We start from the raw sequence: 25,771 nt of genomic DNA, 5'->3' as shown, positions 1-25,771 counted from the left end.
TCTACTTGGTGACACGAAGCGCTAGGCTGACAAAGTCCGCTTCGCTGTCATCGGTTATCTGATAGCCCAACCTTTGGTAGAAAGCGATCGCTTGCTGATTGCTCCTAAAACTCGAAAGGGTGATGGTTTCACGCTCTTCTTTAATGGTGAGCTCTTGGATATCTCTCATTACTCGATACCCTAGCTTTCGATTTTGGTATTGCGGGAATACGATCAACAAATGCACGTGATAGGCTTGCTGGTAAGGTTTGTAGCAGACTAATCCGACTCGCTCATCTTGGTCGTGTATCCAATAAAACCAGTCCGGTTGATAGTCATTGTTTATCCGCTGCCTCTGAAATTCATCATCCCATCCAAAGACGGCTTCAACATGGGAATAAAGCGCCTCTTTTATCACCGAAAACTGCGTCTCGGCTTCTGAAGGAAGAATGGGGGAGTAGCGTAATGGAAGTGATTCGACACCTTGTCTCATTGTTGAAAGAACGTCCCTGTATCTATGTATCTATCTATGTAGTTACGAACCTATGTGTCGCTGTGACTTGAATTCGATTTCTTGTTATTTGGATTCTTCAGCAAGCTGATGGTGGCGAGATAGCTGCTTGTAAAGTGTGTCTTTCAGTTCCATGCGTTCCACTTTTAGATTGTGCATGTTGTCGTCATCGATTGGGCTACCAGAAACTTCAAGTTCGCGAATGGTGTAGTCGAGTTCGTGGTATTTCTGCATGTTATTTTTGAACTTCGGGTCGTCGTGGTTAAGCTGAACGATATCGAGTTTGAATTCAGGGAAGTCTAGGATAAAAGCGTGGTTTTCATTGAGCATTCTAGTGTCCTCATTAATGTATTTGCTTACCAGTATAGAAGCATAACCATTAAAGAAATGTGTCACTGAACGCAAAGCTCGAAAGCAATAAAAAAGGGCACCAAAAGTGCCCTATCTATCTCAAAAATAACAATTATTTATTGTTCGCTCGCTGTTGAGCTTTCTTTTCAAGTTTTTGCTGTTTTCTTTGTTCGATCAGCTGTGCAGCATCACCACCGACGTGAGTTTCACCGCGAGCAGCAGAAAGCTGTACCTGCTTTTCACGCTCTCTAAAGCGTTGCTTCTGTTCTTCTGTGTGTTTGTCGATACACTTAGGGCAGCTTACACCTTTTTCGAAGTCAGCAGACTGCTTGTCTTCTTCAGTGATTGGTAAGCGACACGCGTTACACACGTCGTAGCCACTCTTTTCTAGCTGGTGGTTAACCGCAACACGGCCATCAAACACGTAGCAGTCACCTTCCCACATGCTCTCTTCTTCAGGCACTTCCTCAAGGTATTTTAGGATGCCGCCTTCAAGATGGTAAACCTCTTCAAAGCCTTGCTCTTTCATGTAAGCCGTCGACTTTTCGCAACGAATACCACCTGTACAGAACATCGCTACCTTTTTGTGTTTAGCAGGATCTAGGTTGTCCTCAACGTATTGTGGGAACTCACGGAAAGTTTCTGTGTTTGGGTTCACTGCGTTTTTGAAGGTGCCGATATCGACTTCGTAATCGTTACGAGTATCGACCAGTACTACATCAGGATCTGAGATCAGTTCATTCCAGTCTTTTGGTTTCACATATGTGCCCACAACATGGCGAGGGTCAATGCCCTCTACACCCATGGTCACGATCTCTTTCTTGAGCTTAACTTTAGTGCGGTTGAACGGCTGTTGCTCGTTGAACGACTCTTTATAGACAACATCCGCTAGACGTTCATCAAGCTTGAACCAAGCAAGCAGCGCATCGATTGACTCGCGCGAGCCTGCAACTGTGCCGTTAATGCCTTCTTGGGCAAGCAGCAGAGTGCCACGGATTTGGTTGTCGAGAAGCAGTTGAGTAAGTGGTTGGCGGATATCTTGATAATCATCCAGTGCGACAAACTTGTAGAGTGCGCATACAACATATTGAGACATGATTTTTCCTTTCGCGAGCTGGAGCGTAATTCCAGAGCAATCTCACTTGTCAGTGAGGGATTTATAAATAGTTTTCGGCGTGAGTATAGCTAAGCTTGTCGAGCACAAAAACCAACCAAAGATAGGGCTATATAGCACTGCAAACCGTAGGGCTTTTTATTTTTGATGGGATAACCCTTTTTTGGGGCAATTAAGGTGACTTTTCACTCGAAAGGTATAATGGTTATGGAGTGATATAACTTAGGTGCATGTTGATGGTGACTATAGAGCAGCAACTTTCTCGGCTTGATCTTAATTTATTGGTTTCGCTGAGCGTTTTGATTAAAGAACGTAATGTAACCCGTGCGGCGCAAACGCTTTATTTATCGCAGCCAGCGATGAGTCGGACGTTAGGGCGGTTGCGTGAGTTGTTCGACGATCCGCTTTTTTACCGAGAATCTAACGGGCTAGTGCCGACGCAAAAGGCATTGGATCTGCAAGAACCGTTAGAAGAGCTGATGCGAAGTATGCAGAGCCTGCTCGCTAAGTCTGCCTTTACTCCAGAAGAGTGTGACCAAACCTTTGCGATCTCCTTACCGCCGTTGATGAGTGGTTTTGTTAGTATTCCACTGATAACAGCCCTTAAAGAGCATGCCCCAAAGGCGAGCTTGATAGAGTTCCCTATCGCGAAAGAGTCAACACAGCAACTCGCGAATAGAGATGTCGATTTTACGATTCATGTTGAACAGCCAGAGAATGAGTCAGAATATCCATCTCAGTGTATAGCGACCACTTATCCTGTTTTGTATGTATCGCGAAGTCACCCGTTGGCAAAGCAGAAACAAGTCACGCTGGAACAGTGTCTAAGCTATCGTTTTGTCGATATGAGTCTGGATATCCGTTCTTCGTATAGCTTGGCAAATCCGCTCGACAAGTACTTAGCCAAGCAAGGCATAAAAAGAGATGTCGCCTTTCAAAGTAGCCAGCTCAACTCCTTAATTGCTGTGATGCAGAGCACCGATACCATCATGGCTTCTTCCGACAAGCTATTGACCTCTTCTTACCTCAAGGAGCAGTTGGTGCCGGTGTTCTCTATGAAAGAGTACCCAGAGTTGTGTGTGAATATTTATCTCATTGAGCATAAACGAACCTTAGACAGCGCGCCTCATCAGTGGTTGAAAGCTCTAATTCTATCTACGCTGAAAGAGTTGTCTTAGAAAGGGCGGAATGAGTGATATGCGTTTGGTGCATTTCTTAGATAATTATGAATCATTTCCGGTAATGATGCTGAATCGCTAGAGTAGTCCTCAAGTTGTTAGCTCGCACTGGATAGCAAAGTCTTATTAAACAAGGCTAAGCCGCGAGCCAAACAGTTAACTTTGATGACTTATCGCTAGTACATAAATCGGATTTGGCTAGGTAAGTTCGACTCTAAGAGAGAAGCATTATGAAAGCTATTAAACGATCTCCAATTGCTCACGTTTCAGGTGTTGTTATCGCAGGCCTGTTAATGTCGACTCCAGTATTGGCTGCACAGCAGAACGCCATCGAAGTAACGGCGGAAAACTTCACTCATGCGGAAACTGCTCGCAACTACCGTAACTGGGCGAGCAAAGGCGCGACTCAAGAATTCGTTAAGATGCAGGGCTTACCACCACGCGGTAAAGCTGCTCCTACCGTGCAAATGAACGATGATACGCTCTATGGGGTGGCGATTGTGAAACGCGTTGACGGAAAGGTCACCTTCTCGATTCCAGAAACTGATAACTACATGGCGGTTCAAGTGGTGACTGAGCGTGGTCACGGCCAGCATTACGTGGTCGAAGATGGCACTTATCAACTGCCTGTCGAGTCTGAGTATGCGTTTCTTCTTTACCGTTCAGGTACAGAAAATGGTATTGAAGCCGCCAAGGCATCACTGGATAAAGTGAACTCCTCTCAGTTCAATTTTGCTACAGACTATAAAACGCAGCCGTATGATTATGATGAGGTAGAAGCTTGGGTACAGGCATTTACCAAAGAGGTCAACGATACCAGTAACTTTACCTACACCTTCCCAAGAACGTCAGACAAGGTGACGGATCTGCACCAATGGAACTTGGAAAATGCAGCGGGTTGGGGTGGCGCAAGTCCAGAGGCGTTTGTAGGTAATAAATATTCGAACAGTCCGAAGATGAAGGCCGATGTGTGTTACACCACCACCTTCGAAGATCCAGAAAACAAGTTCTTCACCTCGATTACGGCTTATGATGGCGACAAGTATCTGATGGAAGGTGTGCGTAACATCAACTCTCACACTTGGGACAAGAACGAGGATGGTACGATTACCGTTTCTTTCAACTGTGGTGAAACGGCGAAAAACAACATCGATACCCAAGGACAAGATTATACCTTCACGTCGCGTCACTATGGGGTGAATCCAAAAGTGATGGAAGCAGATAAAGACCCAATCATCTCTGCTGTGATGACTCAATAGCGAGTGAATCGACAGCAACAAAAAACGCGCCCAATAAGTTACGTAATAACCTGTTGGGCGCGTTTTGTATTGGGTTAAAGCCAAATTAGCCTTGTTTGTTTAGCTGCTCTTTTGCTGCTTCTACTTTTGAGAAGTCTAGGCCAAGCTCTTCTACTGCTTCTTTGATAAGTGCAGGGTTTTGCATTACTTGGCCCATAAGAAGTTGTAGCTTCTCTTGAGGCAAGCCAAGCTGGCTAATGGTTGCCATTGCAGCTAGCGGGTTTTCAGTCAACGTTTTGAAAATGCTGTTGATCTGCTCATCACCGATGTTGTTCTCTTTTAATAGCGCAATAATTGGGTTCATTACCTTACCTTTAAACTAGCGACTGTTAATTTGGGGGCATTTTAGCACTGGCTGCCATTAGGATGAAACAGCAATCGCCCCAATCGTCATCAACTCTTCTAGAAGTTAGCTAATCGCCGCTAAGCCTTCTGCTAAGCGAGACACTGCTTCTCGCAGTTCATCTGGATTTGCATTAGTGAAGTTAAGGCGCAATGCCGCTTTGGCACCATTTGCATCTGGGTAGAACACAGGGCTTGGTACAACCGCAACGCCGTTACCAAGTAGGCTCTTCGCCAGTTCAAACGTATCGCACTCTGGAATCTCAACCCAAATGAACATGCCACCATCAACAGGTTTCAATACACAACCTTGAGGCAGCTTCTGCTCTAGTTCAGAGAACAGCACCTCGTAGCGAGATTTGTATAGGTAGCGGATGTTCTCCATGTGCAGGCCAAAATCTTGGTGCTTAAGAAGACCAAGCAGAAGCGCTTGCATTGGAACGCTTGAGTGTAGGTCAGCGCCTTGTTTAACCTTGATAAGTGGTTCAAGGTAGCTGCGTTTGCCGGTTACCGCGCCGATACGCAGACCTGGAGAAGCAATCTTAGAGAATGAACGCAGTACGATTGAGTGATCTGGGCAGAACGACGATACAAGTGGCAGCTCAGAGCCGGTAAAACGCAGTTCACGATAAGGTGCGTCTTCAATGAAAGCGACGTTGTATTGTTCACAAAGCGCAGCGACTTGTTGGCGGCTCTCTAGAGTCCAGCATACGCCCGTTGGGTTATGGAAATCCGGTACCGCGTAGAACATTTTCGGTGCTTGTTGTTTGAAGCAGGTTTCGAGCTCGTCTAGGTTTGGTCCGAACTCAGTTTGAGAAACAGTCACAATGTTCGCTTGTACTAAACCGAATACCTGCATTGCACCTAGGTAGCTTGGCGCTTCCATTACAACCGTATCGCCCGGATCAACATAAGCACGAGCGATCAAATCTAAACCTTGCTGTGAGCCTGTACAGATCATCGCAGTGTGTGATTCTGGCAATTGGTAGGTATCGCTAAGGTGATCGATCAGCGGGCCGTAACCTGCGGTTGAACCGTATTGAAACACTTCTGGCATGTTCGCTAAGTTTTCTAGGGTCGGCTTCATCAGCTCAATCGGAAATGTTTGTTCATCTGGCAGACCACCGGCCAAGGAGATGACGTTTTTGTCGCTCGCAGCGGCAAGAATTTCGCGAATATAGGAAGACTGGATTTGTTGTAATGATTTTGCGATTTCCATGTGTAGTTATCTCGTTGTGTCTGCTTTTTTTGTTTATCCAGTGATATTACATGGCATTGAAAAAATCGATGTGCCCATTTATGCTCTTAAATATGTCCATTTATGCTATTTAGAGAATGTCACGCCAACACATATCCAGAATCAATGATGTGCTCTTCTACATTCATCAAGACATCAGCAAGGAACTCCCTGCCAAAGAGTTAGCCGAAGTCGCCGCTTATTCAGAGCAGCATTTTCACCGAATCTTTAAGAGTGTGGTGGGAGAGTCGATTCATCAATACATCCGTCGTACCCGAATGGAGTATGCGGCGAATCAATTGATGTTTGATACCGGCTCTTCTGTTGCTGAGATAGCCAACAAGTGTGGTTTTAGCTCGCTCTCGTCGTTCAGCCGCGCATTTAAGGCGACCTTTCATATGGCGCCGGGGGAGTGGAGAAAGCACGATCTACAAACAGCAGAAAAGCCGTATCTCAAAGATGCTGAGATTGCGGCGGGTTACCATCGTGTCGCACAAAGGGAACTGCCTGCACCTAAGATTATGGAGGTGGCACCGCGTTTGGCGGCTTACGTTAGGCATACTGGATACAATCGTTCGATACGTAATGCTTGGCTTATCTTAAAAGCGTGGGCAAATGCTGAAGAGCGCGATTTTAGTCGCCAATTTGGACTGCATCACTCAAACCCTGCGTGGGTTGAAATGGACCAATGTCGTTATGTTGCCTGTATTGCGATTGATGAGCCGATTAAATATCGCAGTGTGGTCAATCAGATGGTGATACCGGGTGGTTTGCATGCGGTGTTTCGTCTTACTGGTATTTATGGTGAACTGTTGCCCCAGATTAGTCAGGTTTTAGAGCAATGGTTGCCAAGTTCAGGCTTCAAGCAGCGTTCGACACCAGCATATGTTCACTATCATCAAAACCACTTTCTCAATAATGAAGAAGCTTTTGAGTTGGACTTCTATCTCCCTGTTAGTTTTTACTAATTTCAATTCGTTAAGGAAACGCGATGTATCTTGTTCTCTACTGTCACAACATCGGCAGCACCGACTTTTCATTTTTTGAAACAGAAGATTTTGACCCAGATGAGGGTTACGTAGTCCGTGGTAAATGGCCGAATGAGAAGGCGTTTCGTGACTACCTGAAAACGGAGTTTGGTGATATGAGTGACTACAAGGTGATTGATTTGATTGCCCAAGGTGCTCAGGCAGAAGCGTTAGATGCGAAGGCGCTTGGAGAGCTCGCTGAACAACTGTGATCGTCTAAGTTACAGGTATAAAAAAGGCCACACTCCGGAGGTAGAGGTGGCCCAAATGTTTTCTTAGGCTTCCGTCTTACTTATTGTCGCTTACTTGGTCAAGTTAACCAGTGAATCGCGGGTAAGATCTTTTATTGTTTTCGCGCCTGTTAGCGTCATCGCTACACGCATTTCTTTGTCGTAAAGGTCAAGAAGGTTCTCAACACCAGCTTGGCCTTGTGCTGCTAGTGCGTACACAAATGAACGACCTAGTAGAGTACAGTCTGCACCCAGTGCCATCATACGAACTACATCAAGACCAGTACGGATACCAGAATCGACCAGAATCTTAGTGTCACCTTTTACTGCATCGGCAATCGCAGGTAGGGCTTTTGCACTTGAAAGTACGCCGTCAAGCTGACGACCACCATGGTTTGAAACCACGATACCATCGGCACCAAAGCGAACTGCGTCTTTTGCATCTTCTTCGTCAAGGATACCTTTGATCACCATTGGGCCATCCCAGAAGTCACGAATCCATTCGAGATCCTTCCACGAGATAGATGGGTCAAAGTTATCACCTAACCAGCCGATGTAATCTTCTAGCTTGGTTGGTGTGCCACGGTAAGTGGAGATATTTCCAAGGTCGTGTGGTTTACCAAATACACCCACATCGAATGCCCAGCTTGGATGACGCATTGATTGGAAAATGCGACGTACAGCTGCGTTCGGGCCGCTCATGCCTGAGTGCATATCACGGTAGCGAGCGCCTGGTACTGGCATATCTACAGTGAACACGAGAGTGGTTACGCCTGCCGCTTTTGCGCGCTCTAGAACGTTCTTCATGAAGCCACGATCTTTAAGTACGTAAAGCTGGAACCACATTGGACGTTCAATCTTAGGAGCCACTTCTTCGATTGGACAAACCGATACTGTCGACATCGTAAATGGGATGCCTTTGTTGTCTGCTGCTTTAGCCGCTTGAACTTCACCGCGACGAGCGTACATACCTGTTAGACCAACTGGAGCAAGTGCGATAGGCATTGCTAGTTTTTCACCGAACAGTTCAGTGTCTAAACTCAGTTCCGACATGTCATTAAGAACACGTTGCTTAAGCGCGATTTCAGCTAGGTCTGCTGTGTTGCGGTGCAGAGTGTGCTCGCCGTAAGAACCACCATCAATGTAATGGAAAAGGAATGGAGGTAGCTTAGATTTGGCAGCAGCTCGGTAGTCTGTAGATGCGGAGATAATCATAATCTTTATCCTAAGGTTAGGGTTCGCCTCTCTTCGAAGGCTTACTCTGTCGAATGTGGTGCCAGTTGGAACAGGCGTTTGGAAATAAAATGGCGTCAACGTACACAGTAATTGCTAGGTCGCTGGCTTCCAGAAGGTGCGTAGTCAACGAGTAACCAGTACAAACGTTCGCGGTGTCGGGGAATGAACGCTGACGCCAAGTTGGGTGGCGGTGATATGAACACCGCCGAATTTAAGCTTAACGCATTAGCGCGTCAGTAACGTTGAATCCGTAGATAACCACAAGACCAATGATGCCTGTCATTACTAGGTAGTAGAACGTTGGGATAACTGTCTTACGTAGTGTTGCACCTTCGCGGCCTAGTAGGCCTACTGTTGCTGATGCTGCAACAACGTTGTGAATCGCAATCATGTTACCTGCTGCAGCACCTACTGCTTGTAGAGCAACAACTACCGCACTCGAGATAGTCAGCGTTTGAGCGACTTCGAACTGGAATTGGCTAAACATCATGTTCGATACTGTGTTTGAACCCGCGATGAAAGCGCCCAGAGCACCCACTGTTGCACTCAATGCAGGGAAAGCAGAGCCTACAAGGTCAGCGGCGAAGTTTGCTGTTGTTACAGGCATACTCGCTAGGTCAGCCGCATTCACACCAGAGTTGATGAAGATACGAACCATAGGGATAGTGAACACCAGTACGAAACCTGCACCAATTAGTGTTTTACTTGATTCACCGAATGCCTTCGCTAGTGGCGCAGCGCTACGGCCTTGAATCAGAACAGCAACCAGAGCAACGAATACTAGGATACCGCCCGGTAGGTAAAGAGGCTGAATCGCAGTGCTTACGCCAGTTTCACCAAGAATGTTGCTGAACGATAGGCTAACGCTCTTCAGGAAGCCTTTGAACTCAGGGCTAACACGGCTAGCAACAAGAGTTACAGCAAGTAGTACGTATGGAGCCCAAGCACGAGCCATGCTCATCTTCTGCGCGCCTTTGTTCTCATCAAGGTCGATTTTTAGAGAACCTAGCCATTCAGCTGGCCACTTGTCTTCGCTCTCGAAGTCCCACTTTGATTTTGGTACTAGGAAGCCACGTTTTGCTGCTGTAACAACAATTGCAAGACCAACCAGACCACCAATTAGAGATGGGAACTCAGCACCTAGGAACACGCCAGTTAGTGCGTAAGGGATGGTGAACGCTGCACCTGCAAATAGTGCAAACGGTAGAATGTCTAGGCCTTCAGTCCAGCTCTTGTTCTTACCGAAGAAGCGAGTCAGCATCATTGCCATTAGTACCGGAATCATCACACCTACAGTTGCGTGAATCATCGCAACGCTTGATGTGATTTGTTGTAGGTAAGCGTCCCATGTTGAGCCATGAGCTACTAGGCTTTCACCGATGTTATGTGTATCTAGACCCTTGTTTACACCAACGATGATAGGCGTACCTACCGCACCGAAAGAAACTGGTGTAGATTGGATCATCATACCCATTAGTACCGCTGCAAGCGCAGGGAAACCGATAGCAACCAGTAGAGGTGCCGCGATAGCTGCTGGAGTACCAAAGCCAGATGCGCCCTCAATGAAGGAACCGAAACACCAAGCGATGATGATGGCTTGTACGCGACGGTCTGCTGAGATGTCGGTGAATCCGTTACGAATTGTTGTAATGGCTCCGGTGTGCTTCAAAGTGTTAAGTAAGAAGATAGCGCCGAACACAATCCAGAGAACCGATACAGTGATACCAAAACCTTGGAATACAGATGCCAACACACGAGTGCTCGACATGTCCCAACCAAATAGTGCGATAAGTACGGTTAGACCAAAGGCCACCGGCATCGCTTTCTTCGCTGGCCAATTTAGGCCAACCAGCAAGATAGCTGCCATAACTATTGGCGAAAATGCCAATAGAGCTAATAGAGTTTCATTCATGGGTACTTCCTCGTCCTTGCCTCAATCCATTTAGGTTTGAAGTGACTTACACGTTATTGTTTTTTGTTATTACAACGGCAGTGGTTGTAATGGGTTTGTTAATTTGGCGTGAATTTACCCCTTTATTTTTTATAGATATAGGGAAATAATGAAAATAATTAATTCCAAAATTGGCATAATAACATGCGTGCAGACGACTTAATCCTGTTTTCACAGGTAGTAGAAATGGGCTCATTTAGTAAGGTGGCAGAGCAAAATAACCTTACAAATTCGGTAGTTAGCAAAAGGATCGCTCGTTTAGAGGAAGAGATAGGTGTTCAATTATTATATCGCACAACGCGCAAATTAACGCTGACTGAGGCGGGCAAGGCGATCTTGCATGGGGCCAAAAATGTGAAGCAGGCAACCCAAGAGGCTATGGACGCTGTTTCAGGCTTTGGTGAAAATGTCAGCGGCCACATCAAAATGTCTGTCCCGAGTATTTCTGGTGATTTGATATTGGCCGACGCTGTGGCGGAGTTTTGTAACATGCATCCGGGTCTGACTGTCGATATGTCACTCGATAATCGCTTTGTTGATCTGGTGAACGATGGCTTTGACCTCGTGATTCGTACCGGATATCTGGAAGATTCAAGCTTAATTGCACGTCATATTCTCGACTCGCAATGGGTAGTATGTGCTTCGCCCTCTTATATTGCTCGCAATGGTAAACCACTCATCCCGACCGATTTAGTCAAACACAACTGCTTGCAATACGCTTATCAGACAACCGGTGCAAGTGAGTGGCAGTTCATTCGAGAGGGGCAAGGTGACAACAAATACATAGTGCGTGTTTCAGGCTCGTTTTCCACCGATAACGCGACGGCTTTGAGAAAGGCTGCGTTGGGTGGACACGGCATTGCCTATGTGCCGCGCTGTTTGGTTTATCACGATATCCGCAATGGCCAGCTGGTGGATTTGTTCCCAGATATCGTTGGTAAAAAACTGGGCATTTACGCGGTTTACCCGTTTACCCGTCAACCACCGAATAAGATCAAGATGTTGATTGAGCACATTCGTGCCCGCTATTTGGCGATTTCGCACTACTTTTAATCAGTTGGTCTTTAGTTAAGGTTACGTTTTGGTGCAATTGGTTACTTGATTTAGCCGCATCAATTCGTCATCTTATTTGCGAATTATTATCATTTGAAATCTAAGGAAGAGGGAAGAATGAACAACAACGCCTACCCACATACAAAGCAGCAGAGCGTCTCTGACGACTACTTTGGTACGCAAGTAAAGGATCCTTATCGCTGGTTGGAGGATGATACCAGTGAAGAAACGGCTGCTTGGGTAGAGTCGCAAAATGCCCTGACGTTTGGTTACCTGTCTGATATCCCTTTTCGAGATGCTTTGCGTGAACGTATTGCTAAGGCACAGGACTACAAGAAGAGTTCTCAACCTTTTGTACGCGGTGAGTATACCTACTTCTATAAAAATGATGGGTTACAAAATCACAGCATTCTTTATCGCAGCAAGGATGGCAGCGAGCCAGAAGTTTTCTTAGATCCAAACACATTCTCGCAAGACGGAACGACCTCATTAGGCTCAGTGTCATTTTCCAAAGATTATAGCTTGGTGGCTTATAGCATCTCTGAAGGCGGCAGTGACTGGCGCAAGATTTTTGTAATTGATGCAGAAACCAAGCAGCAGCTAGAGCCAGAAATTGTTGATGCAAAGTTCACAGGCGTATCTTGGCTTGGCAATGATGGCTTTTATTACTCTAGTTACGACAAACCCGATGGTAGCCACCTTTCTGCGCGAACTGAGCAGCATAAGCTCTATTATCACGAGCTAGGAACGCCTCAGAGCAGCGATAGGGTGGTATTTGGTGCCGAACCTGAGCAAGCGCATCGTTACGTCCATGGATACACCACAGAAGACGACAACTACCTGATCATTTTGGCTCAAGAGTCGACATCGGGTAATCGTATGTTCTACATCGATTTATGTAGCGAGTCGCAATCAATCCACACAGTGGTCGATCACGTCGACAGTGATACCTATTTGATTGATAACCAGGGTAGCCAATTCATTCTGTACACCAACCTTGATGCGCCAAACGGTCGTGTGGTGAGCCTAGATACTGAGACTCAGCAATGGAATGATATTATCCCGGAGCGAGAGCAACCGCTGGATATCACAACCGGTGGTGGTTACTTGTTGGCACACTACATGGTGGATGTGCTGTCAAAGTATGAGCAGTTTGATTACCAAGGTAACAAGGTGCGTGATATCGAATTGCCAGCGCAAGGAGCGGCAAGTGGACTCGGTGGTGAGCGAGAGCAAAAAGAGCTTTACTACACCTTTACCAACTATGTGACGCCGCCAACCATCTTTTCGTTTGATGTAGAGACGGGCGAGTCTAAAGTGTTTGAAAAATCACAAGCGCCGTTTGAGAGTGAACAGTACCAGTCAGAGCAAGTGTTCTACAGCTCAAAAGACGGCACTCGAGTGCCAATGCTTATCTCTTATAAAAAGGGGACTAAGCTTGATGGCGCTGCACCAACGATTTTGTATGGCTATGGCGGCTTCAATGTCAGCCTCCCTCCTTCGTTCTCTGGCAATGTCGCGAGCTGGCTAGAGCTTGGTGGTATCTATGCAGTGCCTAACCTGCGTGGTGGCGGCGAATATGGTAAAGCGTGGCACAACGCCGGCACACAGCAGCAGAAACAGAACGTGTTTGATGATTTCATTGCAGCGGCTGAGTTCTTGATTGAGAACAACTACACGAGTTACAGCAAATTAGCGATTCGAGGCGGCTCTAACGGTGGCTTGTTAGTTGGAGCTTGTATGACTCAGCGCCCTGAGCTGTTCCAAGTGGCACTGCCTGCCGTTGGTGTGCTGGATATGCTGCGTTACCACACCTTTACCTCTGGTGAGGGCTGGGCTTACGACTACGGCACGTCTGCGCAAAGCAAAGAGATGTTTGAGTACCTACTGGGCTATTCACCGGTTCATAATGTTAAAGAAGGCCAATCTTACCCGGCTACATTGGTGACAACAGCGGACCACGATGATCGTGTTGTCCCTGCGCACTCCTACAAGTTTATCTCTGAGCTGCAGCTTAAACACCAAGGTGAGCAACCCGTGATGATTCGTATTGATGTGAATGCGGGCCACGGCGCAGGTATGCCGCTCAACAAAGCGATTGATCTATCGGCAGATACTTATGCCTTTACTCTTTGGAATATGGGGGTTAAGGAGTTGAGCGTTTAGCTATCGCTCATTCTTTTGGTGTAAAAAAGAGGTACAAAAAAAGTCGCATCCGTGCGACTTTTTTCATTTTTGGCGGCCAAACCAATTTGCTATATCCACTCTGTAGCAATCCATTAATGCAAATTTTCAGAATGTATTTTTATGACGTTGTTAATGTGAATTAGTTCCACTTACGCAGCATCTTTTTTTGGTTTTTCATCAAGATCGAACGATGCATCGATGAGTTTCTGCGTGTATTCATGCTGTGGATTTTGGAAAATGTCTTCCGCTGTACCTTGCTCCATCACTTCACCCTTCTGCATCACCAATACGCGATCGGATAGGGCTTTTACCACCGACAAGTCATGACTGATGAACAAGAAGCCAATGTTGTGTTTGGCTTGAATGTCTTTCAGAAGATCAATCACGGTTAGCTGTACTGAACGGTCAAGTGCCGACGTTGGCTCATCCAACAAGATGAACGAAGGCTCTAGAATCAGTGCTCGTGCAATCGCGATACGTTGACGTTGTCCGCCCGAGAATTCATGTGGATAACGGTTGATTGAATTCGGTTCTAAGCGAACTTCAAGTAGTGCTTTACGTGCACGTTCCAAACGCTCTTTCTTACTCAGATGAGGCTGGTGGACGGTCAATCCCTCAGTGATGATCTCACCGACTGTCATACGTGGTGATAACGAGCCGTATGGGTCTTGGAACACCATCTGCACATCTTTCTTAAGGTTGTGGCGCTCTTTATCAGTTAGCAGACTCACGTCTTGGCCTTTGTAAACAATGCGACCAGTAGATGGCAGAAGACCGATTAGAGCACGACCTAAGGTTGACTTACCTGAACCTGACTCACCAACAATGCCCAAGGTTTCACCCTGCTTAAGCTTAAGCGAGATGCCTTTCACAGCCTCAAAGTATTGGCAACGGCTTTTAATAAAGTGCGGCTTAACGAGGAACTTAACGCGAATATCGTCCGCTTCCAGTAGTTGTGGCGCTGACTCTTCAATCGGTGTTTTTGAACCTTTTGGTACTGAGTTGATCAGCATGCGAGTGTATTCGTGTCTTGGTGCTTCAAACAGCGGGACAGTCTCGCCTTCTTCGACCAATTCACCCTTACACATTACTAAAACGCGATCAGCGAAGTGTTTTACTACACCTAAATCGTGGGTAATGAACAGAATCGCCATGCCCATCTTGGCTTGGATCTCTTTGATAAGAGACAGTACTTCAGCCTGTACCGTTACATCTAGAGCTGTTGTCGGTTCATCTGCGATAAGAATGTCTGGCTCATTAATCAGCGCCATAGCGATCATGATGCGTTGCAGCTGACCGCCTGAAAACTCGTGAGGGTATTTAGTGTAGGCTTGGCTTGGGTTTGGTAGATGCACCAGATCAAACAACTCTAACACGCGCTCTTTCGCTTGCGCTTTTGATACGTTGCGGTGACACATGATGGCTTCAGCCACTTGAATGCCGACACGTAGGTAAGGGTTTAGCGACGTCATCGGCTCTTGGAAGATCATGCCGATACGATCACCACGTACCGCTTGCATCTCACGCTCAGATTTATCGAGAATCGATTCGCCTTCAAACTCGATGTACGACTCTGGATGGATGATGGCGTTATCAGGTAATAGGCTCATAAGAGCGTTGGAAGATACCGATTTACCAGAACCGGACTCACCCACAATTGCGAGGGTTTCGCTAGGGTTGAGTGTGAAGTTAATACCCTTTACCGCATCAATGATTCCATCATTGGTTTTAAAACTCACGGAAAGGTTATTGACCTTAAGGATGGCTTTGTCTGACATGATACGTCCTTATTCAGTTTAAGACATTAGGTGATGGGTAGGCGTCGTGTGTCGACTTCAATTGTCCAAAGTAGTGATGCGCTCTTTGAAGTTGCTCTAGCTCTAACATCCAGTGAGCGTTGCGTTGTGCGCTGCAAAAAGCGATCAAATGTCTGAGGAGTTCTTCGCTCTGCTGTTCTAGCAGCGAATGAGTACGCTTGATTAGGGAGTTATCTTCTAAAGAAATGAACTGCATCAAGGCGTAGGTTTGATTCAATGTGTCAAAGGCATCTTGCTGCTGACCCAGCTTATTAAGGATTTCTGCTTGAGAAATACTGGCGTCGCGTAGTCCTGTCAATAAGCAAGCAAACTGACAAGGTTTGACATCGTTTTGGAAAGCGGCATTTTGAATATGGTGTGGAAGCGAACTCAGAACATCGCCATACAGACGTTGAGCTTCTGGCCAATGGCCCTGCTCCATGAGTTGTTCCGCTTTAAGGTAGTGCATCCAGCATCGTTCTAAATCCATCTTCTCAGCCTCTAAATTATAAGACCAAAGAATGTTAATGATATTTATTATCAAATGCAAACAAAAACCATTTGGTTTTGTTTCAAATGTTAAATCATTTTAGTGTCACTGATTTCTGTTAGTTTCATTGATTTACGACGAAATCGTTCGTTATTTGTTCAGTTGAACCGCGATGTAGTGTAAGTCACTAAATTTAGAAGAAATTACATCTACACTTATTTGAACTATACCCATAAGAAAAGGATTAAGGAGGCGGCGATGGCGATTCAAAGACTCAACTCAGAGCAACTGTATCAGGTAGCTGAACTTGAAAAGTTGCCTTGTAAGTCGACCAAGGAACTGGCTCCCATTGATGAGATAGTTGGACAAGAACGCGCGCAGAAAGCGGTCGAGTTCGCTATGTCGATCAAGGAAAAGGGTTACAACATTTATGCGATTGGCCGTAATGGTCTTGGTAAACGAACCATGATCTTGCGTTACCTTAATCGTCACCCACAAGAGCCTGACCAGCTATTCGACTGGTGTTATGTCGCGAACTTCGACGATATTCGTACCCCGAAAGTACTCAAGTTACCGAGCGGTGTGGGCACGAGCTTGAAACAAGATATCGAAAAGCTGATGCGCAAGCTCCTAAAAGCGATGCCGTTGGCGTTTGATAACGAGATGTACTTTGGCCGCGCAGATACGCTGAAGAACCAGCTTGCTAGCAAACAGCAGGTGGCACTTGAGGCGATCAGTCTAGAGGCGAAAGAGAAGGGCATTAACCTGACTATTACCTCGAAAGGTGACTATCAGTTTGTGGCGATGAACGGTGAAGAGCTACACACGGAAGAGACATTCGACCAACTCTCTATTGAAGAGCAAGAACAGTTCGACAAGAGTATTGATGCACTCGAAGTAGGGTTGCGCACCATCTCTAGAGAGCTCACCGAGCTAGAAGAGACCTACACAGAGAAGATCCAGAAGCTGAATGACGACACTACTCGTGATGTAATCACTCACTTTATCAAACAGTTGAAGCAGGATTACAGCAAGTACCCAGAGATCAAAAAGTACCTCACGGCACTGCGCAAAGACATCGTCGAGAATGCGGAAATCTTCCTAGAAGAAAGCAATGAACAGGCGGAGATCGCCACAGCTTCTCTAGATAAAAAACTGCCTCGCCGCTACAAAGTCAACGTATTGGTCAGCCAGAAAGAGCAGCAACTGCCAATCGTTGTCGAAGACAATCCGAACTACCACTCGCTGTTTGGTTATGTTGAGACGGCGACCTTCAAGGGGACGGTATTTACTGATTTCTCTTTGATTCGTGCTGGTAGCTTACACCGCGCGAATGGTGGTGTGTTGCTGATGGATGCGGTGAAGGTGCTAGAGCAGCCTTACGTTTGGGATGGTCTCAAGCGTGCGCTTCGTTCCCGTCAATTGAGCCTGACTTCGTTAGAGAAAGAGGTCACCTTAACAGGGGCGGTTTCACTTGACCCCGAGCCGATCCCACTGGATGTGAAGATCATTCTGTTCGGTGATTATCGCACTTACCAACTGCTTCAGCATTACGATGCGGAGTTTGGTGAGCTATTTCGCGTGACTGCCGATTTCGAAGATGAAATGAAACGCACCGCGGATTCAGAGCTGCACTACGCGCGCTTTATTTCGAGTATCGTTCATGACAACGGCATGCTGCATTGTGACCGCAAAGCAATTGCCCGCATCATCGAGCACAGCTCTCGTCAGGCTGGCGATCAGAGCAAGCTGTCTTTACACTCGGCTCATATCGCGAACCTGTTGCGTGAGTCCAACTATGTAGCCAAAGGCTCAAACTCGAATCTAATTCGAGCAGGTCACGTTGAACAAGCATTGGCAAATCAGCAGCTGCGTGTGGGTCGATTGCAAGACAGCGTGATGGAGACCTTTACCAACGGCACAACTCTGATGCGTGTTGAAGGAGAAGCCGTCGGACAAGTGAATGCGCTGTCGGTGCTGAGTACGACTGACCATATGTTTGGCGCGCCAAACCGCATCACAGCGACGACTGCTTACGGTGATGGCGAGGTGATCGATATTGAGCGAAACGTTGATCTTGGTGGCAGCATCCACTCGAAAGGGGTGATGATCTTGTCGGCTTACCTCTCTTCGGTGTTTGGTAAAACCGCAAAAGTGCCACTAACCACCAACATCACCTTCGAGCAGTCGTATGGCGGGGTTGATGGAGACAGTGCGAGTATGGCCGAGTTCTGTGCCGTTGTGTCTGCTTTCTCAAAACAGCCTAACCGTCAAGACATCGCGATTACGGGCTCGATGAACCAGTTTGGTGAATCGCAGCCTATTGGTGGCGTGAACGAGAAAATCGAAGGCTTCTTCGATGTGTGTGAAATCAAAGGGCGCAGTAATACTCAAGGCGTCATTATTCCACGCTCTAATGTGCACAATCTGATGCTACGTAGCGATATCGTGAAGGCGGTAGAGAAAGGTGAGTTTAACATCTGGGCTATTGAGCATGTGACTGAAGCTATCGAGCTGTTTACGGGTAAACCTGCGGGTGAGCCAAGTGACGAAGGTAGCTATCCAATTGATACCATCTTTGGTATTGCTCAAGCTAAACTCAATGCGCTGAGAAAATAGCGAGATAGATACAAGTAAAAGGTTAGTCTAGCTTGTGTCATCGTCCTTAACGAAAACAGCCATCAAATACGATGGCTGTTTTTATTTAGGTATACGTTTGGAAGTTTGGCACTTGGAAGATTGGTGCTGGGTGACTTTTAACTTTGTCTTAGACGTAATTTCGTCCCATCAAACTTCAATTTGCTTAGCAGGTTGCGTGCATTAGCGCGCCCAACCTCGTCAAATTCGACGCCATATCGGGCATAGTGGGTCGATTTTTGAAGGTTACAGATCACCCCTTTCAGTGGGGGAAGTAATGGACCGTTGTAGTTATCCGGCGCTATCTCAATCGATACTCGCTCTGCAACCTGTAGGTTTCTAGAGGTCGGCGAGGTAACGAATCGACAGCCGCTTTTCGACAGATCGCGGATCTCGCAATCTGTACGCTGATCATTGATGTTGATTCGACCCGCTAGATTTACCTCATAACGCGTCTCTTTGCGTAGCTGAGTGACCTGCATGGTGCTTGGTGTCGATAGAATCAATAGCGGAAACGGCTCTCCGATATTGTGATGAATCTGGCTTCTAAAGTGGATCAGTGCGCCTTCACCTCGTAAAGAGTATGCGCGAACGGTCATCCAAAAGCCCTCTTGAAAGAAAAAGCCAAGATCGTCTGATGAGACTTCAGGGACTTCAATCAAGATGCAGTTTTCACTGTGAGTGCCAATGAATTTGGTGGTGGCTAAGAATTTGCTGCCAACTGGGGTAGTTATGTTGAGAGTCAGTTCACTGCCGTGCTCAATCATCGCCAACGCATCCGTGCTGTTGATGGTTGATACGGTGCGATTTCGCGGATCTTGCAGTGATTGGTTCGGCTCCACAGGCCTCTTTAGTGGTGCGTTCATTGTGTTTTCTCCATGCGCCAACATGCGTTGTCTGACAATAGACTGTTCTTACGTGCTAGATTTAGGTAAGTGAGGTGATTGAATGTTGAATCTGTTGTGGCTGTGTCCGTTTCAGATTTATTTGTAATTCCCACTACATCGTTTTATTTATATGCACGTGCGTTAGTCTATTAACATCAATCCAAGACTTCAATTGTTTATCGTTTAGCATGTCGAATATTTATAGGAGTTGAGAATGCAGGCAGTAAAATGGGATCAGGAAGCCCAAAAAATAACGGTAGAGCTAGCTCCCGAACAGTATGCTGTGGTGAAATATCAGCAACAAGGACAGGTGCTTCACATTACCTCAACTCGCGTTCCGGATGAGCTACAAGGGAAGGGCATGGGCAAAGTGATGATGGAAGCGGTACTTCCAGAGATCGAAAAGGCGGGCTTTAAAATTGTCCCTGTCTGCAGCTATGTTGTGCACTACATGGCAAGGCAAAAACAGTGGTCTCATCTACTTTCGGATGAGGCATAACGAGAAAAGTATGTCTTGTTCAACCACAGATTCTACAACACGATTGTACAATGCTATTGCCCACTCTATTCATGGTTCTGAGCATCATCGAGTCGAAGTGATTCAGCGCTTATGGGGAGGCTACGGAGAGCTAGTTCGTTTGCACTTCCCAGACGCACGGGACGTGACCAGTGTTATCGTTAAACATGTCGCATTGCCGGATAAAACCGAACATCCTAAGGGGTGGAATACTCAGCTTTCACACCAGAGAAAAGTAAAGTCATATCAGGTTGAAACCTCATGGTATCAAGGTTTTACTCAAAAATACGATCCACATTGCCCGGTTCCTGTTGGTTTGCAATGTCAACAAACTGAGGGTGAGTGGCTGATCGTCATGCAAGACCTCAAAACGCTCGGTTTCCCAAACACATCCAACTTTGATGTGCTAGCGAGTGAAGTCGAGGGTTACAGTCTTGAAGAGGTGCAGCAACGTAATGCTTGTTTACGCTGGCTTGCGCATTTCCACGCGAAACATATCAACTTAAACCCGAGTGATGTATCGAGTTTGTGGGAAACTGGCACCTATTGGCATTTAGCAACGCGACCGGATGAACTGAGTGTATTGGATGATCAAGCTCTCAAGAAAAACGCTGAGAAGATTGATCTTAAATTGAAAGAGTGCCCTTACCCAACATTAGTGCATGGCGACGCCAAGCTAGCCAACTTCTGTTTTGATGTTGAAAATAAAAATGCGGCAGCAGTCGACTTTCAATACGTAGGGCTTGGCTGTGCCATGAAGGATGTGGCGCTGTTTATGAGCAGTGCGATTAGGCCAAGAGATTGTGCCGAGCTAGAGAGCGAGGTGTTAAATGTCTATTTTGAGCAGCTTTCTCACGCGTTGACATTCTATCAGCCACAATTAAATGCAGTGCAAGTCGAAGCGGCTTGGCGCCCTATGTTTGCAACCGCGTGGGCCGATTTTCAACGCTTTGTTAAGGGTTGGAGCCCAAATCACTGGAAGATTAACCCATACACTGAACAGCTAACAAAAAAAGCGCTCAGTGAGATGAACGAACAGGAGTTTGTTGATGTTCGATAAAACTGCAAGCTGGAAGACGCCGCAGAACTTTTTATTGCTGATTTCGATTATTGTCCCGATCGCGTTTTCTAGCTGGATGGCGCTGTTAAACAACTTTGTTGTTGAGCGAGCTAACTTTGACGGTGCTGATATCGGGCTACTTCAGAGTGTACGTGAAATCCCTGGCTTTCTGGCATTTACGGTTGTGTTTGTATTGGCCTTTATCCGAGAGCAGCGATTCATGTTGGTCTCGCTGGCTATGCTGACTGTTGGCACGGCAATCACGGGGTTGTTTCCAACATTAACAGGGCTTCTTCTCACAACCATTCTGATGTCGACAGGTTTTCACTACTTCGAAACGTTAAAGCAGTCCCTCTCGCTGCAGTGGCTCAGCAAAGAAGAGGCGCCAGAGATGCTGGGTAAGATGATCTCAGTCGGTGCGCTGGCTTCTCTTGTTACCTACGGCTCAATTTGGGTGATGCTGGAGCAACTGAAGCTGGATTTTGTATGGGTTTACGGCATTACCGGTGGGATAGGCTTCTTACTCGTATTAGTAATGACCTTTGGTTTTCCTGAATTTAAAACCGAGACTCAGCAGAACAAAAAGTTGGTACTGCGTAAGCGCTACTGGCTCTACTATGCACTGACCTTTATGAGCGGAGCTCGTCGACAGATCTTTACTGTATTTGCTGGTTTCTTGATGGTAGAGAAGTTTGGCTATTCTGCAGCTGATGTGACGCTACTGTTCTTGATTAACTACCTATTCAATTTCTTGTTTGCAAAACGTATTGGTAAGTTCATCGGAGTCGTTGGTGAGCGCAAAGCCCTGATGTTTGAATACATTGGCTTGATTGGCGTGTTCGTCGGCTATGGCTTGGTGCAGAGCGCTGAGTGGGCTGCTGCGCTGTACGTGATTGATCATCTGTTCTTTGCACTGGCATTGGCGATTAAAACCTACTTCCAGAAGATCGCAGATCCAGCAGATATGGCTTCAACGGCAGGGGTTTCTTTTACTATCAACCACATCGCAGCCGTTGTTATCCCGGTGGTATTCGGTGTTATCTGGCTAGCTTCTCCAGCAACTGTATTTTTTATTGGTGCTGCGATGGCGGGTGTCTCTTTGCTACTGTCTCTGAACATTCCTAAGATTCCGGAAGATGGCAATGAGGTGCGTTACTTTAGTTGGCGATAGCAATAGATTGCTTGATGAAGTTTGAATAAAACAAAAGCTCCAATGTCGCCATTGGAGCTTTTTTGTATCTGAATGGATTTAACTACAGCGTTGGTTTTATGAGGCCAGTTTATTACTGACTTACCTTTAACCCGCTGCGTAGTTTGAACATGTTCTTTGGCGCTTTGGTCAGTAAGATACCAAACAGTAGCGGTAACATAAGAATCAATGACTGTTCCGCGAGCATTTCACCGTTGATAACGGCTGAAATCACGAGCGCAACCACTGGGAAAATTAGGAAACAGATTGAAGCTTGGAAAGGCGTCGACACTTGTCCTAGTTTGAAGTAAGCCACAATGCCACCGACGCTTGCTACAAAGCCCAAGTAGACAACGGCAGAGATTGAGTCCCAAGTAAACGCAGACACATCGACGTTTTCACCAACAGCAGACACTACGAATAAGAAAATAGCAGCGATGAAGCTTGGTACTGCGTTGTAAGTCAATACTTCAATGTCTTTACAGTGCTTCTGAACCAGTACGTACATGACTGCGTGAATCGCAACCGCTAGACCAAGAGAAACGGTACCAATCAGGTAGTCTTCACCGCCCATTTGCATCTCATTCCCTAGGATGAGACATAGGCTGATAACGGCTGTGATAAGGCCAAAAATCTGGTGCTTAGCAAGGCGCAAACCTAGGAACAGACCGGACATTAACATCACGGCGACAGGCATGTTGGCAAAGATAATGGAAGCGAGACCTGAAGAGATGTACTGCTCACCATAGATCATTAGGGTAAACGGAATCGCAAAGTACATCAGAGCGACAATTAAGATCCATTGACGCTTGCCTTTTGGAAACAACAAAGGCTGGTTGAATACTTTGGCTAGTGCGGTTAGCAGAGGTGCCGCTAAGAGGAAACGCAGTGCCGTAGCAAAGATTGGTGGGATAGAGTGCAAAGCAACTTCCATCGCAAACCAAGTGGTGCCCCAAATAAGACACACAGACAAAAAGAGCAAAACAGTAAAAGACTTCGAATTCATGGTGACTTCCTAATACTTATAATTGTAAATCATAGGCTTGTGCCGCCTAATTGATGTGCCACAGTATAAGGAGCTCGCAAGAGAAAAAATTTGCCTTTTTATCTCTAATTTGGAAGTTTAATAAAATTAATTTCTTTTTATTGTTTTATTTTTAGAAAATATTTCCAATCAAGTAAGTTAATGTAATGTCATTGTTCTTTGTGAGGGTATGTTGAGTGCTTGAATGGAAAAATCCCCTTTATCCAAGATACGAAAATAAAGGGGTGAGAGTTACCAAATAAATAAAACCCGTGTGAAACGGGTTTTATTTAAGTTTGAAGGGGTTATCTTGCTTTTAGCGGCTTGTTCGGTGCGGGTACCGTTTTAGGTTGTCGAATCGCAAGGATGACTTGAGGGAGTAGCGACATCACGATCATACCTGTCATTAACGAGTACTGAGCGGCAGTGAATGACTCACCCATCAGCAACATACCCATTACGATACCAGCGACTGGGTTAGCAATACCACCAAAGGTAAAGTCGACCACTGACATACGCTGCAGAAGCCAAACGTACATGCCGTAACCCAGTGCCGTATTCAAACCAATCACCCATAGCAGACCCATAAAGTTACGAGAATCGAAGTGGGTTACCGCGTTGACGTAAGGTTGTGGGTCAATGAAAGCGTGAGTCGCCGAAGCCACAGACAAGATCACACCACCAAGAATCAATTGCCAAGTCAGTACTTTCCACCAGTGCATGCGATCGCCGAGTGATTTAGTAATGCTGCTGCCGACAATGATACACATGATAGCGGCAAACATAGCACCTAACCCGACAGGGCTGAGCGAGATTTGACTTGGATTGAACAGCATCCACGCCAGTGAAATTAGACCGACACCCGACAGAGCTTGAATCAGGTTAGGGCGTTGCTTTTTAACAACCCAATGGAAAATCATTGCGAATACAGGCACTGAGATCATACCTACGCCTGAAATGGCAGAAGGCAGGGTGAGAGCCATAACAAAAATCAGACCGAAGAAGGTCGCAATATTGATTAAACCTAGTGTGAAAATGATCTGCCACTCGCCTTTTTTAGGTAGAGTAGGTTTCACGGCAAGCAATAATAACCCTGCAGGCAAAGCACGCAGAGCACCAAGTAGTAATGGTGGCCACTCCTGTAGCGTAAACTGCGTCACTGCATAAGTTGTACCCCAGAAGAAGGCGGGGATCATTGCTAATAATATATTCATCTAAAATATCTTTACGTTAAGATAACTCTTGGTGTGAAGAGTATACCCATAACTAGTGGTTGTAAAGTATCTTTATGTTAAACTAGTTTGAAGCAACTAAGACTAATAACGGAGCGTGATTGCAAATGGATGCTATTGACCGCGTGGTAGAACAATGGGCAAAGGAAAAGCCCGACCTAGAGACAGAGCCGATGGCGATTATGGGCCGAGTAATGCGTATCGCCAAATACATGGAGACACAAGTTGCCGACCTTCATAAACAGTATGATATGAAGTTGGGCGAGTTTGATGTATTGGCGACGTTACGACGCTCTGGTAAGCCTTATCGGCTCACCCCATCAGAGCTGATTGGTTCAATGATGTTGACCTCTGGTGCAATGACTAACCGCCTAGATAAGTTAGAAGCCAAAGGGCTTATCAGCCGCGAGCACAGCAAAGAAGATCGTCGCAGCGTGAGTGTTAAGCTCACAAGAAATGGCCTGACCCTGATTGATGAAATGATGACAGAACATGTTGAGATGCAGAAGAAGTTGGTGAAAACCCTCTCTGCAAGTCAGAAGAAGAATACTAATCAACTGCTGAAAACATGGCTAAGTGCATACGAATAAGTTCTCTGACACTGCACTATTGATAGTCGTTAAATGACTGCCGCCAAGTTAAAACGAAAAACCGAAGCTTAGTGCTTCGGTTTTTTTATTGGTAGTAGATACCCATTTAAAGGTAACTCAGTAAGTCGGTACTCCATTAGGCTTGCAGCATCTCATCGCTGTAAAGGTCTGCACAGCCAATTCCATTAATCGCACAGCTTTCGTCGATATCCGAGATATCACCACTGACGCCAATGGCACCGAGTACCGTTCTATCTTTATCTCTGATGAGTAGCCCCCCAGGTACTGGCACCATGTTCCCGTGTGCGAGCACGTTGACTGCGGAGATAAATGCTGGTCTGTTATCAGCATCTTGGGCGAGTTTTCTAGAAGAGCAACCGAGTGCGAGTGCTCCCCAAGCTTTAGCAATGGCGATGTCTGGTCGCATCATGCTAGAGCCATCCTGACGTTGCAGGGAGATGAGCTTGCCGCCGCTGTCTAAAACCGCAACGGTTAGAGGCTCAGTATGGATCTTTCTGCCTGCTTTAAAGGTTCCATCTATGATGGTTAACGCTTGTTGTAGAGTCAAACTTCCCATGTTATCTCCTGTTTTTCAGGGGCTTAAACCAACTTGTTCCCGAGTCGATTAAGGATTAAAGCGACACAAGTTCAAGT

24 protein-coding genes are annotated in these 25,771 nt (G+C 46.2%); 11 read left to right on the top strand and 13 right to left on the bottom strand.

Features of this window, described 5'->3' with window-relative positions:
- Position 1: 1 nt before the first annotated feature.
- From KI743_RS04645 to KI743_RS04635, 3 genes are all read right to left on the bottom strand, one after another.
- Complete coding sequence (locus tag KI743_RS04645) at positions 2 to 472, bottom strand: N-acetyltransferase (RefSeq protein ID WP_285465346.1); 471 nt, start codon at positions 470 to 472, stop codon at positions 2 to 4.
- A gap of 84 nt (positions 473 to 556) precedes the next feature.
- On the bottom strand, positions 557 to 820 hold the full coding sequence (locus KI743_RS04640; protein WP_032553577.1) for a YdcH family protein: 264 nt from the start codon (positions 818 to 820) through the stop codon (positions 557 to 559).
- 133 nt (positions 821 to 953) lie between these two features.
- A complete protein-coding gene (locus KI743_RS04635; RefSeq protein WP_150868379.1) occupies positions 954 to 1,937 on the bottom strand; it encodes a rhodanese-related sulfurtransferase in 984 nt (327 codons plus the stop codon).
- A 254-nt stretch (positions 1,938 to 2,191) separates the two neighbouring features.
- Here KI743_RS04635 and KI743_RS04630 point away from each other — a divergent pair, with 254 nt between their 5' ends.
- Both KI743_RS04630 and KI743_RS04625 read left to right on the top strand, forming a co-directional pair.
- A complete protein-coding gene (locus tag KI743_RS04630) occupies positions 2,192 to 3,133 on the top strand; it encodes a LysR substrate-binding domain-containing protein (RefSeq protein WP_285465345.1) in 942 nt (313 codons plus the stop codon).
- A 230-nt stretch (positions 3,134 to 3,363) separates the two neighbouring features.
- Positions 3,364 to 4,392 (top strand): hypothetical protein, encoded by a 1,029-nt coding sequence (locus KI743_RS04625; protein WP_285465344.1) that lies wholly within the window; start codon positions 3,364 to 3,366, stop codon positions 4,390 to 4,392.
- An 85-nt stretch (positions 4,393 to 4,477) separates the two neighbouring features.
- Here the strand turns inward: KI743_RS04625 and KI743_RS04620 are convergent, their stop codons facing one another.
- Together KI743_RS04620 and KI743_RS04615 are read right to left on the bottom strand one after the other, a co-directional pair.
- Entirely contained in the window at positions 4,478 to 4,735 is a 258-nt protein-coding gene (locus KI743_RS04620; RefSeq protein WP_032553574.1) for a DUF2999 family protein, read from the bottom strand.
- A 105-nt stretch (positions 4,736 to 4,840) separates the two neighbouring features.
- Positions 4,841 to 5,992 carry a PLP-dependent aminotransferase family protein gene (locus tag KI743_RS04615; protein WP_285465342.1) on the bottom strand — a complete coding sequence of 384 codons (1,152 nt, stop codon included), beginning with the start codon at positions 5,990 to 5,992 and terminating at the stop codon, positions 4,841 to 4,843.
- Positions 5,993 to 6,108: 116 nt separating this feature from the next.
- On the opposite strand from KI743_RS04615, the gene KI743_RS04610 reads away from it, so the two are divergent.
- A complete protein-coding gene (locus KI743_RS04610; RefSeq protein ID WP_285465341.1) occupies positions 6,109 to 6,978 on the top strand; it encodes a GyrI-like domain-containing protein in 870 nt (289 codons plus the stop codon).
- 23 nt (positions 6,979 to 7,001) lie between these two features.
- Positions 7,002 to 7,250: a hypothetical protein gene (locus KI743_RS04605; protein WP_285465339.1), complete on the top strand. Its 249-nt coding sequence runs from the start codon at positions 7,002 to 7,004 to the stop codon at positions 7,248 to 7,250.
- 90 nt (positions 7,251 to 7,340) lie between these two features.
- Here the strand turns inward: KI743_RS04605 and lldD are convergent, their stop codons facing one another.
- On the bottom strand, positions 7,341 to 8,483 hold the full coding sequence (gene lldD, locus KI743_RS04600) for an FMN-dependent L-lactate dehydrogenase LldD (protein WP_150868387.1): 1,143 nt from the start codon (positions 8,481 to 8,483) through the stop codon (positions 7,341 to 7,343).
- 238 nt (positions 8,484 to 8,721) lie between these two features.
- Complete coding sequence (locus KI743_RS04595) at positions 8,722 to 10,416, bottom strand: L-lactate permease (protein WP_032553568.1); 1,695 nt, start codon at positions 10,414 to 10,416, stop codon at positions 8,722 to 8,724.
- Positions 10,417 to 10,599: 183 nt separating this feature from the next.
- On the opposite strand from KI743_RS04595, the gene KI743_RS04590 reads away from it, so the two are divergent.
- Positions 10,600 to 11,508 (top strand): LysR family transcriptional regulator, encoded by a 909-nt coding sequence (locus KI743_RS04590; protein WP_032553566.1) that lies wholly within the window; start codon positions 10,600 to 10,602, stop codon positions 11,506 to 11,508.
- A gap of 117 nt (positions 11,509 to 11,625) precedes the next feature.
- Positions 11,626 to 13,674 carry a prolyl oligopeptidase family protein gene (locus tag KI743_RS04585; RefSeq protein WP_285465336.1) on the top strand — a complete coding sequence of 683 codons (2,049 nt, stop codon included), beginning with the start codon at positions 11,626 to 11,628 and terminating at the stop codon, positions 13,672 to 13,674.
- Positions 13,675 to 13,844: 170 nt separating this feature from the next.
- Here KI743_RS04585 and KI743_RS04580 read toward each other — a convergent pair whose 3' ends face one another.
- Both KI743_RS04580 and KI743_RS04575 read right to left on the bottom strand, forming a co-directional pair.
- Positions 13,845 to 15,473 carry an ABC transporter ATP-binding protein gene (locus tag KI743_RS04580; RefSeq protein WP_285465334.1) on the bottom strand — a complete coding sequence of 543 codons (1,629 nt, stop codon included), beginning with the start codon at positions 15,471 to 15,473 and terminating at the stop codon, positions 13,845 to 13,847.
- A 13-nt stretch (positions 15,474 to 15,486) separates the two neighbouring features.
- On the bottom strand, positions 15,487 to 15,981 hold the full coding sequence (locus KI743_RS04575; protein ID WP_285465332.1) for a hypothetical protein: 495 nt from the start codon (positions 15,979 to 15,981) through the stop codon (positions 15,487 to 15,489).
- Between the two features lie 258 nt (positions 15,982 to 16,239).
- On the opposite strand from KI743_RS04575, the gene KI743_RS04570 reads away from it, so the two are divergent.
- Positions 16,240 to 18,600 carry a Lon protease family protein gene (locus tag KI743_RS04570; protein ID WP_285465331.1) on the top strand — a complete coding sequence of 787 codons (2,361 nt, stop codon included), beginning with the start codon at positions 16,240 to 16,242 and terminating at the stop codon, positions 18,598 to 18,600.
- Positions 18,601 to 18,737: 137 nt separating this feature from the next.
- Here KI743_RS04570 and KI743_RS04565 read toward each other — a convergent pair whose 3' ends face one another.
- Positions 18,738 to 19,484, bottom strand: a complete 747-nt coding sequence (locus KI743_RS04565; protein ID WP_285465329.1) for a flagellar brake protein — start codon at positions 19,482 to 19,484, stop codon at positions 18,738 to 18,740.
- A gap of 235 nt (positions 19,485 to 19,719) precedes the next feature.
- On the opposite strand from KI743_RS04565, the gene KI743_RS04560 reads away from it, so the two are divergent.
- From KI743_RS04560 to KI743_RS04550, 3 genes are read left to right on the top strand one after another with little or no spacing between them, the layout of a single operon-like run.
- Complete coding sequence (locus KI743_RS04560; protein WP_285465327.1) at positions 19,720 to 20,004, top strand: GNAT family N-acetyltransferase; 285 nt, start codon at positions 19,720 to 19,722, stop codon at positions 20,002 to 20,004.
- A complete protein-coding gene (locus KI743_RS04555) occupies positions 19,994 to 21,082 on the top strand; it encodes a phosphotransferase (RefSeq protein WP_373417802.1) in 1,089 nt (362 codons plus the stop codon). Before KI743_RS04560 ends, KI743_RS04555 begins: the two co-directional genes overlap by 11 nt.
- Complete coding sequence (locus KI743_RS04550; protein ID WP_285465324.1) at positions 21,072 to 22,253, top strand: MFS transporter; 1,182 nt, start codon at positions 21,072 to 21,074, stop codon at positions 22,251 to 22,253. The genes KI743_RS04555 and KI743_RS04550 overlap by 11 nt, the downstream gene beginning before the upstream one ends.
- Positions 22,254 to 22,365: 112 nt before the next feature.
- Here KI743_RS04550 and KI743_RS04545 read toward each other — a convergent pair whose 3' ends face one another.
- Positions 22,366 to 23,277 carry a DMT family transporter gene (locus KI743_RS04545; RefSeq protein ID WP_285465322.1) on the bottom strand — a complete coding sequence of 304 codons (912 nt, stop codon included), beginning with the start codon at positions 23,275 to 23,277 and terminating at the stop codon, positions 22,366 to 22,368.
- A 323-nt stretch (positions 23,278 to 23,600) separates the two neighbouring features.
- On the bottom strand, positions 23,601 to 24,509 hold the full coding sequence (locus tag KI743_RS04540; protein WP_285465321.1) for a DMT family transporter: 909 nt from the start codon (positions 24,507 to 24,509) through the stop codon (positions 23,601 to 23,603).
- A gap of 125 nt (positions 24,510 to 24,634) precedes the next feature.
- Here KI743_RS04540 and KI743_RS04535 point away from each other — a divergent pair, with 125 nt between their 5' ends.
- Positions 24,635 to 25,117, top strand: coding sequence for a MarR family winged helix-turn-helix transcriptional regulator (locus KI743_RS04535; protein ID WP_150868408.1), 483 nt, complete (start codon positions 24,635 to 24,637; stop codon positions 25,115 to 25,117).
- Positions 25,118 to 25,253: 136 nt separating this feature from the next.
- Here the strand turns inward: KI743_RS04535 and KI743_RS04530 are convergent, their stop codons facing one another.
- A complete protein-coding gene (locus KI743_RS04530; RefSeq protein WP_032553543.1) occupies positions 25,254 to 25,694 on the bottom strand; it encodes a heme-binding protein in 441 nt (146 codons plus the stop codon).
- Positions 25,695 to 25,771: the final 77 nt, after the last annotated feature.

The organism is Vibrio sp. D420a, from assembly GCF_030248625.1.
GTDB classification, from domain to species: domain Bacteria; phylum Pseudomonadota; class Gammaproteobacteria; order Enterobacterales; family Vibrionaceae; genus Vibrio; species Vibrio fortis_A.
Note: the sequence above shows the minus strand (reverse complement) of the source record. Positions and strands in the feature narration are given on the sequence as shown.